Genomic DNA, 11,997 nt, shown 5'->3' with positions numbered 1-11,997 from the left:
GCCAGGTCTCGGCAGCGAATCAAGCCGGGCAGAAGCCCGGTTTTTTTCATCCCGCCATTTCCTCTGGGCACTGCATCTCATGCCTGGCGGTAAGCGCTGGGCGTGACACCCACCTCGCGACGAAACACCTGGGAGAAATGGCTCGGGCTGGAGTAGCCGACCTCCAGCCCGATGTCGATGACGCTGCGGTCGGTCTCCAGCAGCAGCTGTCGGGCGCGACTCATCCGCAGACGGATGAAGTACTGCGAGGGCGACAATCCGGTCGCACGCTTGAATACCCGACTGAAGTGGTATTCGCTCAAATCGGCGATCCGGGCCAGCTGCGCCAGTTTGAATTCCTCGGCCAGGCTCTCGTTCATCGCCGTCAGGACGCGGCGCAACTTGTAGGCTTGCAGCGCGCTGCCGCGTTTCTGATTGCCGTGTGGAGCGGGGTAGCGACGGATCAAGTGCACGGCCAGCGCCTGGGCCAGGCTGTGGATGAACAGCGGGCTGGGCTGGCGCTCTTCCATGAGTTCGATGCGCAGCTGATCGAGAATGAAGTGCACCCGCTCATCCCGGGCGCCGGAGATGTCCAGGAAGCTCACGGGCGCGGCCTGCTCGCCCAGGAGATCCCGGGCAGCCTGGTCGATCAGCGACAGACCGAGGTACAAGTGCATCACTTCAAAGGTGTCGCCCCCGAGGGTTTGCCAGCGCATCTCGTAGGGTTCTTGGGTATGGGTGAGAAAAAAGTCGCCGGCCTCGACGATGGTGGCCTCCCATGCGCCGCCAAGGGTGCGCTCCTCGACCCTGGCCTTGCCTGCCAGCACCCACACCAGCAGCGGCTCCACCACGGCAGGCACCTGTATCGGTTCGACAAGGCTGCGATGGCTGAACAACTGAACGACCACATCCTGCAAGTGCGGGTGCGATGGCAACGCCTTCGGGGTTCCCGGCAGGTGATGGGGCATCGACTCGGCCCTGATGCGCGGGGGGTCGCTGGCTGCCAGGTCGTCATGTTCAGGTGGATGCACAGGCGGCTCCTTGGACAGGTTCGGCTTGATCAAGTCTTCAGAGGGCGGTTGCCTGGGCCTTGAACCGCTCGATCAGCCAGCGGGTCGCGGGTCCGGGTGGCATGTCCGTCCGATGGATGACGTCAAAGGCATAATCGCCGCCGGCGCAGTCGGGCAGTTCGAGACGCACCAGTCGGCCGCTGGCCAGGTCGTCGCGCACCCGGTCAATGGGCATGTTGCCCCAACCAATGCCTTCGCGAAGCAGCATGTGCTTGGCGCCCAGGTCGGCCAGTCGCCAGGTCCGGGTGCCGATTACCGCGAACTCCTGGTCCTGGGTAAGGCTGGAGCGATCCGTCAGGACCAGTTGCACATGCGAGCGCCCGGCACCCGGCGCATGTGGCCCCGGTTGCGCCAGTGGGTGCTCGGGGGCGGCAACCGGTATCAACGCCACCTTGCCCACGCCGATCCGCTCGATGCCGTCGACGCTATTGGTCAGCGGGCCGCTCACGCCCAGCGTGGCCATGCGGTCGAGCACCCGTTGCGTCACGGCACCCAGGGCTTCGATATGCAAGTGCAGCGACACGGTCGGGAACTGCTCGCGAAACGCCTTGAGCGCGTCGACCATCCGCTCACTGGGCAGCATCACATCGAGTACCAGGTGCACTTCGGCTTCAAGACCATGCAGCAGCCCGCGAACCTTGGCCCGCAGGCCGTCGATGCCGTTGTAGATGGTGCGTGCTTCGGCCAGCACGGTACGCCCGGCGTCGGTCAGTTGGGGTTTGCGGGTGGTTTTGCGGTCGAACAGGCTGACGCCGAGCTGCATCTCCAGGTTGGCGATCGAATAGCTCACCACGGACGTGGCCCGGTGAAGTTTGCGCGCCGCGCCGGCGAAGCTGCCGACATCGACCACGGTCAGGAATACGCGTAGCTGGTCTAGGGTAGGCGTGCCTGGGTCTGAAATCATTGCTAATCGCTCGAACGTTTCACGGATGTTATCTGCATTTTTCTGACAAGCGCAAAACCCCGACAGCCTCGGCAAACCTGCGAAAGCCCGGCGTTACCCGTTGCGAGACAGTGAAGCCGTCGATAACGACCGCGCCCCATGGGCGCCGAGCCGGCGAATGTCTCCTCGGCTCGTAACGCAGGAGAACATCATGACTGATATCAAGCACGCTCTACCCAACGAAGTCGAAGGCAAGGTCGCGTTGGTCACCGGCGCCGCCAGTGGCATCGGCAAGGCGATCGCACTGTTGCTGCATGCCCGTGGCGCCAAGGTCGTCGCCGAGGACCGCAACCCCGCCGTCGAAGACCTCGCCCGCCCAGGGCTGGTGCCACTGGTGGCCGACATCACCGAGGACGGCGCCGCCGAGCGCGCGGTGGGATTGGCCGTGGCGCAGTTCGGTCGTCTGGACATCCTGGTCAACAACGCCGGGATCATCATCAACAAACTGGTCATCGACATGACCCGTGAAGACTGGGAGCGCATCCAGGCGGTCAATGCCACCGCCGCCTTTCTGCATTGCCGCGAAGCGGTCAAAGCGATGATGCCCAACAAGGCCGGCGCCATCGTCAACATTGCGTCCTATGCCTCCTATTTTGCCTTCCCGACCATTGCCGCCTACACGGCATCGAAAGGCGCGTTGGCCCAACTGACCCGCACACTGGCACTCGAAGCGATCGGGCATGGCATTCGCGTCAATGCCGTGGGTGTCGGCGACGTGGTGACCAACATCCTCAACGACGTGGTCGATGACGGTCCGGCTTTCCTGGCCCGGCACGGCGAAGCCGCGCCCATCGGTCGTGCCGCGCAACCGGAGGAAATCGCCGAAGTCGTGGCATTCCTGGCTTCGGATCGCGCAAGTTTTATCGTCGGCTCGGTGGTCATGGCCGACGGCGGCATGACTGTCACGGCCGGTTGATCGATCCGGTAGTGCCTTGCGGGGGTAAAAAGAGCCCGATGCGGTGCATCGGGCTTGCGCTTGAGCATCGCGGCTAAGGCAGCGCAGCTTCGACCCACTCGATCCAGTGCCGGACCGGGGTCCGACCCGCACCGTCGAGATGGGACTGGCAGCCGATATTGGCGGTGACAATCACGTCGGGACGCCCGCTTTCGAGGGCGTTGAGTCTGTTGTCGCGCAGTTGTCGGGACAGTTCGGGTTGGGTGATCGAATAGGTGCCCGCCGAACCGCAGCACAGGTGACCGTCGGGCACCGGCGTGAGGTTGAAGCCCAGCTTCGTCAGCACCGCCTCAACGGCGCCGCCCAGTTTCTGCGCATGCTGCAAGGTGCAGGGGCAGTGGAACGCCAGGCGCTGGTCGCTGTGGATGCTCAGTTTTTCCAACGGTTCTTCGCGCAGTACTTCAACCAGGTCCTTGGCCAGGGCGCTGACTTTTTTTGCCTTCTCGGCGTAGGCCGGGTCGCTGCCCAGCAAGTGCCCGTAGTCCTTGATGAACGCGCCGCAACCGCTGGCGGTTTGCACGATGGCTTCGGCACCGTTTTCGATGCACGGCCACCACGCATCGATGTTGCGACGGGCACGATCCAGGCCCACCGCCTGGGCGTCCAGGTGATAGTCCACGGCGCCGCAGCAGCCGGCTTCGGCAACGGGCGTCACGCTGATCCCCAATCGATCCAGGACCCGGGAGGCGGCCGCGTTGGTATTGGGCGACAGGCTCGGTTGCACGCAGCCTTCGAGCATGAGCACCTGCCGGGCATGGCGGCTCACCGGTCGCGGTTTGGCCGCAGGCACCTGGCGAGGCACCTTGCCGCGCAGGGTGTCGGGCAACCATGGCCGAAACACCCGGCCGCCGCTGACCAGCCCCTTGAACAAGCGTGGGTTGGGCACGACCGCGCGCAACCCCTCGCGCAACAGGCGCTGGCCGAGAGGCCGTTCGACCGCCGCATCGACCACGGCGCGACCAATGTCCAGCAAGTTGTGGTAGTCGACCCCGGAAGGGCAGGTGGTTTCGCAATTGCGGCACGACAGGCAGCGATCCAGGTGCTGTTGGGTCTTCGTCGTGGCCGGGTTGCCTTCGAGCACTTGCTTGATCAGGTAGATGCGCCCCCGTGGGCCATCCAGCTCATCGCCGAGCAATTGGTAGGTCGGGCAGGTGGCATTGCAGAAGCCGCAGTGCACGCAGGTGCGCAGGATGCTTTCGGCTTCTTCGGCGCGGGGCAGCCGGCGGGCCTCTTCACTCAAGGTGGTCTGCATGGTTCAAAGCTCCGCGTAGAGGCGACCGGGGTTGAAGATGCCCTGTGGATCGAGTCGTTGCTTCAGGTTCCGGTGGTAGCGCATCAGCGCCTCAGGCAGCGGGTGGAATGGACTGTCGATCAGGCCATGGCTGTAACAGGTCACATGGCCGCCGACGCCTTCGACGACCCGGCGAATGAACGCCGCTTCGGCGCCGGACTTGAGCCAGCGCTGGGCTCCGCCCCAGTCGATCAGTTGCCGGCCGGGCAGGGGCAGCCACGCTGTGTTGTGCGGCACGGACAGGCGCCACAGCGGCAGGTCCTCGTCGAAGAAACTCAAGCGATGTTCGTTGAGATCCTCCCAATACGAGGCGTCCAGCAACTCGCCGCCCAGTCGATCATGGGCCGCCGCCACCGAACCTTCACCACCCTCCAGCCGCAAGTGCAGGCGTTGGCCGTCGTGGCAGGCGGCGCTGATCGGCAGCGGCTGCTGGCCCCATTCCGCCAGGCGCAGCAAGGCGCGATCACTGTCCATTTCCAGGCTGGTGCTCAAGGTTTGCCGAGGTCTGGGCAGGACTTTGAGCGACACTTCCGTGATCAGCCCAAGGGTGCCGAAGCTGCCAGCCATCAGGCGCGACAGGTCGTAACCGGCGACGTTCTTCATGACTTCGCCACCGAAGCGCAGCAGCTTGCCCTGGCCGGTGATGACCCGCGCGCCGAGGACAAAGTCCCGTACCGAACCGGCCCACGGGCGGCGCGGGCCGGAGAGTCCGCTGGCAATCATCCCGCCCACCGTGGCGTCCCCGAAGGTGGGCGGTTCGCAGGGCAGCATCTGCTGCGAGGCACTCAGCACCTCGGACAATTCCCGCAGGGGCGTACCGCAACGCACGGTCACTACGAGTTCCGTCGGGTCATAGCTGACGATGCCCCGGTGGGCGCGGGTGTCGAGGCGCTCGCCGGTGACCGAACGCCCGAGGAAGGCCTTGCTGTTGCCTCCGTGGATCCACAGCGGCGTAGCATTCTTGAGGGCCTGGTCGACCTGTTCCAGCAACGCGTCGCTGGCATCCTTATCGTGTGCGCTGTGCATCAGAAACGCTCCAGCTCAGGGAAGGGCAACTGCCCCAGGTGCACATGCATGGCGCCAAACTCGGCGCAGCGGTGCAGCGTCGGAATGTTCTTGCCGGGGTTGAGCAGGCCGCTCGGATCGAAGGCGGCTTTGACGGCGTGGAACACGGTCAATTCGTCGCTGTTGAATTGCGCGCACATCTGATTGATTTTCTCGCGGCCCACGCCGTGTTCGCCGGTGATGCTGCCGCCGACTTTCACGCACAGTTCAAGGATCTTGCCCCCCAGGGCTTCGGCGCGATCGAGTTCGCCCGGTTGGTTGGCATCGAACAGGATCAGTGGGTGCATGTTGCCGTCACCGGCATGGAACACGTTGGCGACCCGCAGGCCGTATTCGGCCGACAAGGCGGCGATGGCTTGCAGCACACCGGGCAGCTCCCGGCGTGGGATGGTCCCGTCCATGCAGTAATAATCCGGCGAGAGGCGGCCCACTGCCGGAAACGCATTCTTGCGCCCGGCCCAGAACCGCACGCGTTCGGCCTCATCGCGGGCCTGACGCACGTCGGTGGCGCCGGCCTGCTTCAGCACCTGGCGCACGCGGTCGCAATCATCATGGACATCGGCTTCGACGCCATCGAGTTCACATAACAGGATGGCCTCGGCCTCCACCGGGTAACCGGCGTGGATGAAATCTTCGGCGGCGCGGATGGCCAGGTTGTCCATCATTTCCAGTCCGCCGGGAATGATGCCCGCTGCGATGATGTCACCCACCGCGCGTCCGGCCTTTTCGACCGAGTCGAACGCCGCCAGCAACACCTTCGCGGTCTGCGGTTTGGGAAGCAGCTTGACCGTGACTTCGGTGATCACCCCGAGCATGCCTTCGGAGCCGGTGAACAGCGCCAGCAGGTCCAGGCCCGGCGAATCGAGCGCATCGCTGCCCAGGGTCAGGTGTTCGCCTTCGACGGTGAGAATGTCGACCTTGAGCAGGTTGTGCACGGTCAGCCCATATTTGAGGCAATGCACGCCACCGGCATTTTCCGCAACGTTACCGCCGATGGAACAGGCGATTTGCGAGGATGGATCCGGCGCGTAGTACAAGCCAAACGGCGCAGTCGCCTGGGAGATCGCCAGGTTGCGCACCCCGGGCTGGACCCGTGCGGTACGGGCGGCGGGGTCGATGTGCAAAATGTTGTTGAAGCGCGCCATCACCAGCAGTACACCCTTTTCCAACGGCAGTGCACCACCGGACAAACCGGTCCCGGCGCCCCGAGCGACAACAGGCACCTGCAATGCATGACACAGCGCCAACACGCCCTGAACCTCGTCAACATGACGGGGCAGCACCACCAGCAAGGGCGTGGTGCGATAGGCGGAGAGCCCGTCGCACTCATAGGGCGTGAGTTCTTCGCGCTGATGCAGGATCTCGAGATCCGGCAGGCGCGCCTGCAAGGCCTGCAGCAGCGTGGCTTTATCCACGGCGGGCAGGACACCATCAACGCGTTCATCGTAGAGAATGTTCATAGTCGGCTGACGGCACTCGGTTGTTTTTATGTGAAGTCAGGTATCCCATTCAGCTGACTTGCATCATTGGTCCGGGGCGATCTACTGTCTATGCATTGTTGAAGTGGTCGAACCAGTTTGTGATAGGACGTTTTCCTGATCATTTAAATAACGCGCCTAAAAACAATGAGTTGTGCTGATCGGTAAGCGTGATTGAAGCGCTCGGTGTGGCTGGTCATACCAGTTGGAGGTTCAATGGACGACACCCGGAACCGTCGCAACCTGCAAGTGGCCGATGTGGTGTGCGAGCGCATCGAGCGGCTGATCGTGGACGGTGTACTCAAGACCGGCCAGTTGCTGCCGTCGGAGCGTCGGCTGACGGAAAAGCTCGGTGTTTCACGCACCGCGCTGCGCGAGGGGCTGAAGCTGCTGCGTGCCCGCGGGATCATCAAGACGGAGCAGGGCAAGGGCTCGTTCGTCGCCGACCTGTCGGGCAACAGTGCCGCCTCGCCATTGATGCACCTGTTCAGCTCACAACCCCGCACGCTTTACGATCTGTTCGAGGTGCGCAGCCTGCTCGAAGGCGAGTCCGCACGGCTGGCGGCCTTGCGCGGCACCGAGGCCGATTTCGTCCTGATCACCCGCAGCTACGAAGCGCTGCTCGATGCCCATGCGCGCTCGTTGGAGCCCTCCGAACACGCCCGGCTCGATCACGCATTTCACCTGGCGATCTGCGAGGCGTCGCACAATCCGGTGCTGGTGCAGACCCTGCGCTCGTTGACGGACCTGCTGCTCACCACGGTGTTCGCCTCGGTCAACAACCTCTACCACCGCGAACCGCAGAAGCGCCAGATCGATCGCCAACATGCACGGCTCTACAACGCCGTGACCGGACGACTTCCCGAGCAGGCGCGCAAGGCCGCCGTTGCGCATATCCAGAGCATCTGCGACAACCTCAGGGAAATCGAAAGCGAAGAGCAACGCCTGGTGCGTGCCACGTTGCGACTTGAGGGGTGGACATGACGCAGCAGCTGAATCACCTGTCCCTGCACCTGTTCATCCTGGTCTGTTCCGCGACGCGAACGGTGGCGAATCAAGGGGCGCCTTCCTCGGCGAAAACCTGAACAGCGATCTCGGAAATCGTCTCCAGTCGCTCGGTTGGGCGAGCCTGCTGTGGCAGCTTGCGTGAGGCAATACGGGCGTTCTGGCGCTGGGTCATGGCTGGCTTGGGCGTCGTGGGGAAACGCGAATAGCGAATGAGGCGAATCACTCGCATCATTGAAATGCGACGAATCAGTCGCATTTCATTCCCCCATTGATGGAAGCAATCATGACCACCTTGACCACAGAACCCCTTGCCACCCTGATCGAGCGCCTCTACACCCAGGCCAGCGCGGCCACCAGTCCGGTGCTGGATACGGTACCGGGCGAAGAACGTGAGCGCCTGATGCGCAGCAAGACCGAATACCTCGAACTGTACGGCATGCTCAAGGACTTGTGGCTGCCGGTCTCCCGCGACACCGGCAAGCTGCTGTACATGCTCGCATGCAGCGCGAAGGCCAGGGCCATCGTCGAGTTCGGCACGTCGTTCGGCTTGTCCACGCTGCATCTGGCGGCGGCGCTGCGGGACAATGGCGGCGGTGTGCTGATCGGCAGTGAATTCGAACCGTCGAAAATCGCCCTGGCGCGTCGCCACTTCGTTGAAGGCGGGGTCGACGACCTGGTGGAAATCCGCGAAGGCGACGCATTGCTCACCTTGGCCAGCGATCTCCCGGAAGCGGTCGACCTGCTCCTGCTCGATGGCGCCAAGGCGCTGTACGGCGACGTGCTGGGCCTGGTTGAAAAACACCTGCGCCCAGGCGCCCTGGTGGTGGCGGACAACACCAATTACTGCCCTGGGTACCTGGCTTACGTGCGTTCGCCGCAGAGTGGCTACCTGTCCGTGCCTTTTGCGGATGACATTGAAGTGTCGATGCGCCTGGGGTGATACAGGCCTCTCGAGGGGCTAGCGGGATCGGTGGGGTTGTTCACCCACCGACCGATCAACCCTGTCTTGCTGCGGCCGCTTCATTCACCGCCTCATCCCAGGCCGGCGTGGCAGGAAACAGTTCAAGCAGAAAGGCAATGAAAGCTTTCACGTTGGGGCTTCCGCGACGGCTTTCCGGCCACAAGGCAGTGATGGAAAAGCGTTCCGCGGTGAACTGGGGCAGGACGGGAATCAGCTCCCCCCGGCGGACATAGGGCGCGGCCACGTAGTGCGGCGTGATACCGATGCCGCCTCCCGCCGCCATGATGGCCGCTACCGCGTCGCTGACATCCACGGTGAATGCGGCGTCGGGATTCCACTCCAGTTGTCTTTCGCCCGCCTGATAGGGCCAGCGCAGACTTTGCCCGGTACTCTGGTAGCGAAAGTTCACGCACTCGTGTTCCGCAAGATCTTCAGCGGTGGCCGGCATGCCTCTGCGTTGGAGGTATTGGGGCGACGCAAACGCGCCGATTCGATGAGGCCCCAAGGGCCGTGAAACCAGGCGCGAATCACTGAGGTTCCCCACGCGAATGGCGACGTCGATTCCTTGCTCGATGATGTCGGAATACTGATCGCCGAGTCGCAGGTCGATTGCCAGTTTGGGATATTGCTCACGGAACCGGGGCAATGCCGGCGCCAGGATGTTCACGCCGATGGGCAGGGGCGCCGTGACTTTCAAGACGCCAGCAGGCTCGGCGCGGGAGGCGACGGCGGCCTGATCGATCTCCTCGACTTCCCGCAAGATTCGCAACGCCCGTTCGTAAAGATCCCGCCCTTCGGGGGTAAGGGTCAGGGAACGCGTGGTGCGGGTGAACAGCATCAGCCCGAAGTGCTCTTCAAGCCGCTGCACGCTTTTGCTGACGGCGGAAGGGGACACCGAGAGCGCCCGCGCCGCAGCGGTATAGCTGCCCAGGGAAGCGGCGCGCGCGAATGCGATAAGTCCGGTAAGACGGTCTAAACCAATTTGTGCCTTCATGGCACTAGTAAAGCGACTTCCGCCCCAATTATCAATCCGCGTTCACAGCCTTACGCTTACTCCATCACACGCCATTCCGGCGTTCATTGGAGCCCCGACATGACCATCACCCCAGCACTTGCATCCAATCTCACTAGCCGTACGGTCGTGGTCTTCGGCGGCACCTCGGGCATCGGCCTGGCCGCCGCGATACAGGCGAAGGCCGCCGGTGCCAAGGTCGTGGTCGTCGGCTCGAATGCGGCCCGTGCCGAGCAGGCGGCGAAGGAACACGGCTTGGATGGATGGCGCGCGGCCGACGTGACCCGCCGTGAGGCGGTCGAGGCCGCGCTGGCGGACATTCCCGTGGTCGATCACCTGGTGCTGCTCGCCGGTACGTTCGTTACCGGAAGCATCCTGACCGCCGACGTCGATCATCTGCGCCGGGCGTTCGATGAGCGTATCTGGGCGTCCATCAACACGATCCGTATCCTGGGTGACAGGTTGTCCAAGGCCGGATCGATCACTTTCATCTCGGGTGCGCTCGCTGACCGACCCAATGCCCATGGCACTGCCGTCATCGGGGCGGCATCGGCCGCCATGGAGTCGCTGGCCCGTGGCCTGGCCCTGGAGTTGGCGCCAATTCGGGTGAACACCCTGTCGCCCGGTCCGATCGACACCCCGATCTTCAGCAAGGCGTTGGGCGAAGGCCGTGACGCCTACGTGGCCTCACTGGAGCAGACCCTGCCGCTGCGTCGCATCGGTACGGCGGAGGAGGCCGGTGCGGCAACGGTGTTCTTGATGACCAACACGTTCATGAACGGTGCCGTGCTCAACGTTGATGGCGGTGCTCGACTGGTTTGATCCTGACGGGGCGGGCGGGTAACCCTCGGTAGAAAGACAGGATGGCGAGCATCTGCACGACGACGGCGACAGCCACGACGGCGACGATGGCTTGATTCGGTTGGCTGAAGGCAGCGCGCACCAGGCCGAAAGACGCAGGGGCGAAGGCGTAGGTGGCCTGGCTGATCGCGACCATCAGCGCGATGACCCTGGCGGTGTGTTCACGGCTGAACTCGGTCTGTGCGATCAGCGGCGGCAAGGAAGTCGCGTTGCCGATGCCCGAGCCGATCAGCACCACCGCCATCCAGGCCACGGACGGATGCAGGTCCAGGCCGAGGAGCAGCAGGGTCCCGAGCATCTGCATGGCATAACCGAGGCAGGCCAGCAACCTGCGATTCATGCCTTGGGTCATCAGGCGCGCGGCGAGGTAGCGCCCGCCCATGGCACTGGCGGTGGCCAGGCCCATGGCAAGCGAGGCGTCATGCGCCCCCATGCGTCCCGCCAGGATCGAGTACAGGTGGGCGATCAGGCCGATCTGGGCGAACAGCCCCAGGGACATGCCGGTGGCCAACGTGCGGAAGTTTGCCACTTTGAGCGTCTGCACGGCGGTCCACGGCGTGGGGCTGAAGCCGGGCGTCACCGGTTCCGGCTGGTCGGCATCGTCGGGATGTTGTCCCAGGCTTCGCGGGCTCTTGTTGAACACCAGGAGGGCGAAGGTACCGATGATCAGCACGGCCATGAAGCTGATCACCAGCGCCGCCGTGGCAAAGCCAAAGCCTTCGATCAGCCACACCCATAAAGGCGAAAAGATCACGCCACCCATACTGGCGCCGTTGTAGGCCTTGCCCAGGGCCTTGGGCCTGTCCTTGACGTACCACGGTGCGATCAGGGTATTGACGGCCGCGGCCCCCAAGGTCACCCAACCGATACCCGAGCACACGGCACCGGCATACAGCGCCCAGAGCTGATCGGCCTGGGCCCAGATGTTCACGCCGATGCCCAGGACAATGCTGCCCAGCAGAGTGATGGTTGGGATGCCGAAGCGTGCATAGAGTCTTGGCAAGTTGGCGATGACGATCGTGCCGCTGAGAAAGTGCAGGGTGACCGCCGTCGATACCTGGGCAATGGGCCAACCCGTGCGTTCCATGACCGCTTGCATGTAGATCGGCGGCCCATAGAAACCGACCCCCCAACCGATCATCGCCAGGATGAACGTGCAGGTCAGTACGGTTTTTCCGAAAAAACGGGTGTGCGTCATCGCCATCTCCTTTACGTGGACCCAGAGAATAGGCGTCAGGCAGATGTCTCACTTCGAGGTGCATCGAACAATGGATGTATCGCCGCAATTGCTGCGGTTCGAGTAGGGCTGCGATGCGAGGGGGGGGCTTGCACAACGAAAAACGCCGCTGATCCCGTTTCCCGGGATGGGGTTGT

The 11,997-nt window shown here is 63.7% G+C and carries 12 protein-coding genes; 4 read left to right on the top strand and 8 right to left on the bottom strand.

Going from position 1 to position 11,997, the window contains the following annotated elements; all coding sequences use genetic code 11:
- Positions 1-77: 77 nt before the first annotated feature.
- The gene (locus N005_RS23925; protein WP_052126493.1) at positions 78-947 is read right to left on the bottom strand and encodes a helix-turn-helix domain-containing protein; all 870 of its coding nucleotides are present in this window, start codon (positions 945-947) and stop codon (positions 78-80) included.
- A gap of 100 nt (positions 948-1,047) precedes the next feature.
- A complete protein-coding gene (locus N005_RS23920) occupies positions 1,048-1,953 on the bottom strand; it encodes a LysR family transcriptional regulator (RefSeq protein ID WP_047703451.1) in 906 nt (301 codons plus the stop codon).
- Positions 1,954-2,143: 190 nt separating this feature from the next.
- On the opposite strand from N005_RS23920, the gene N005_RS23915 reads away from it, so the two are divergent.
- Positions 2,144-2,908 carry an SDR family NAD(P)-dependent oxidoreductase gene (locus N005_RS23915; protein ID WP_047703450.1) on the top strand — a complete coding sequence of 255 codons (765 nt, stop codon included), beginning with the start codon at positions 2,144-2,146 and terminating at the stop codon, positions 2,906-2,908.
- Between the two features lie 73 nt (positions 2,909-2,981).
- On the opposite strand, the gene glcF is transcribed toward N005_RS23915, so the two are convergent.
- The 3 genes from glcF to glcD are packed head-to-tail and all read right to left on the bottom strand — an operon-like array spanning position 2,982 to position 6,763.
- Positions 2,982-4,199 carry a glycolate oxidase subunit GlcF gene (glcF, locus tag N005_RS23910; RefSeq protein WP_047703449.1) on the bottom strand — a complete coding sequence of 406 codons (1,218 nt, stop codon included), beginning with the start codon at positions 4,197-4,199 and terminating at the stop codon, positions 2,982-2,984.
- 3 nt (positions 4,200-4,202) lie between these two features.
- Entirely contained in the window at positions 4,203-5,264 is a 1,062-nt protein-coding gene (gene glcE, locus N005_RS23905; protein ID WP_047703448.1) for a glycolate oxidase subunit GlcE, read from the bottom strand.
- Entirely contained in the window at positions 5,264-6,763 is a 1,500-nt protein-coding gene (gene glcD, locus N005_RS23900; protein ID WP_047703447.1) for a glycolate oxidase subunit GlcD, read from the bottom strand. The genes glcE and glcD overlap by 1 nt, the downstream gene beginning before the upstream one ends.
- A gap of 234 nt (positions 6,764-6,997) precedes the next feature.
- On the opposite strand from glcD, the gene glcC reads away from it, so the two are divergent.
- The gene (glcC, locus tag N005_RS23895) at positions 6,998-7,765 is read left to right on the top strand and encodes a transcriptional regulator GlcC (protein WP_047703446.1); all 768 of its coding nucleotides are present in this window, start codon (positions 6,998-7,000) and stop codon (positions 7,763-7,765) included.
- A 70-nt stretch (positions 7,766-7,835) separates the two neighbouring features.
- On the opposite strand, the gene N005_RS23890 is transcribed toward glcC, so the two are convergent.
- Positions 7,836-8,045, bottom strand: a complete 210-nt coding sequence (locus N005_RS23890) for a hypothetical protein (protein ID WP_083365900.1) — start codon at positions 8,043-8,045, stop codon at positions 7,836-7,838.
- A gap of 27 nt (positions 8,046-8,072) precedes the next feature.
- On the opposite strand from N005_RS23890, the gene N005_RS23885 reads away from it, so the two are divergent.
- Complete coding sequence (locus N005_RS23885) at positions 8,073-8,729, top strand: O-methyltransferase (RefSeq protein ID WP_047703444.1); 657 nt, start codon at positions 8,073-8,075, stop codon at positions 8,727-8,729.
- 55 nt (positions 8,730-8,784) lie between these two features.
- On the opposite strand, the gene N005_RS23880 is transcribed toward N005_RS23885, so the two are convergent.
- Positions 8,785-9,744 carry a LysR family transcriptional regulator gene (locus N005_RS23880; RefSeq protein ID WP_047703443.1) on the bottom strand — a complete coding sequence of 320 codons (960 nt, stop codon included), beginning with the start codon at positions 9,742-9,744 and terminating at the stop codon, positions 8,785-8,787.
- Between the two features lie 99 nt (positions 9,745-9,843).
- On the opposite strand from N005_RS23880, the gene N005_RS23875 reads away from it, so the two are divergent.
- Entirely contained in the window at positions 9,844-10,584 is a 741-nt protein-coding gene (locus N005_RS23875) for an SDR family oxidoreductase (RefSeq protein WP_047703442.1), read from the top strand.
- On the opposite strand, the gene N005_RS23870 is transcribed toward N005_RS23875, so the two are convergent.
- Entirely contained in the window at positions 10,553-11,821 is a 1,269-nt protein-coding gene (locus N005_RS23870) for an MFS transporter (protein ID WP_047703441.1), read from the bottom strand. The two genes, N005_RS23875 and N005_RS23870, sit on opposite strands and share 32 nt — an antisense overlap.
- Between the last annotated feature and the right edge of the window lie 176 nt (positions 11,822-11,997).

Source organism: Pseudomonas mediterranea CFBP 5447 (assembly GCF_000774145.1).
Lineage (GTDB): Bacteria > Pseudomonadota > Gammaproteobacteria > Pseudomonadales > Pseudomonadaceae > Aquipseudomonas > Aquipseudomonas mediterranea.
This window is presented reverse-complemented; position numbering and strand designations above follow the sequence as displayed.

What these genes read in the sequence shown, in the direction of transcription:
- N005_RS23925 (WP_052126493.1), bottom strand. Translation starts at nt 947, where the DNA reads ATGCCCCATCACCTGCCGGGAACCCCGAAGGCGTTGCCATCGCACCCG.
- N005_RS23920 (WP_047703451.1), bottom strand. Translation starts at nt 1,953, where the DNA reads ATGATTTCAGACCCAGGCACGCCTACCCTAGACCAGCTACGCGTATTC.
- N005_RS23915 (WP_047703450.1), top strand. Translation starts at nt 2,144, where the DNA reads ATGACTGATATCAAGCACGCTCTACCCAACGAAGTCGAAGGCAAGGTC.
- glcF (WP_047703449.1), bottom strand. Translation starts at nt 4,199, where the DNA reads ATGCAGACCACCTTGAGTGAAGAGGCCCGCCGGCTGCCCCGCGCCGAA.
- glcE (WP_047703448.1), bottom strand. Translation starts at nt 5,264, where the DNA reads ATGCACAGCGCACACGATAAGGATGCCAGCGACGCGTTGCTGGAACAG.
- glcD (WP_047703447.1), bottom strand. Translation starts at nt 6,763, where the DNA reads ATGAACATTCTCTACGATGAACGCGTTGATGGTGTCCTGCCCGCCGTG.
- glcC (WP_047703446.1), top strand. Translation starts at nt 6,998, where the DNA reads ATGGACGACACCCGGAACCGTCGCAACCTGCAAGTGGCCGATGTGGTG.
- N005_RS23890 (WP_083365900.1), bottom strand. Translation starts at nt 8,045, where the DNA reads ATGCGACTGATTCGTCGCATTTCAATGATGCGAGTGATTCGCCTCATT.
- N005_RS23885 (WP_047703444.1), top strand. Translation starts at nt 8,073, where the DNA reads ATGACCACCTTGACCACAGAACCCCTTGCCACCCTGATCGAGCGCCTC.
- N005_RS23880 (WP_047703443.1), bottom strand. Translation starts at nt 9,744, where the DNA reads ATGAAGGCACAAATTGGTTTAGACCGTCTTACCGGACTTATCGCATTC.
- N005_RS23875 (WP_047703442.1), top strand. Translation starts at nt 9,844, where the DNA reads ATGACCATCACCCCAGCACTTGCATCCAATCTCACTAGCCGTACGGTC.
- N005_RS23870 (WP_047703441.1), bottom strand. Translation starts at nt 11,821, where the DNA reads ATGACGCACACCCGTTTTTTCGGAAAAACCGTACTGACCTGCACGTTC.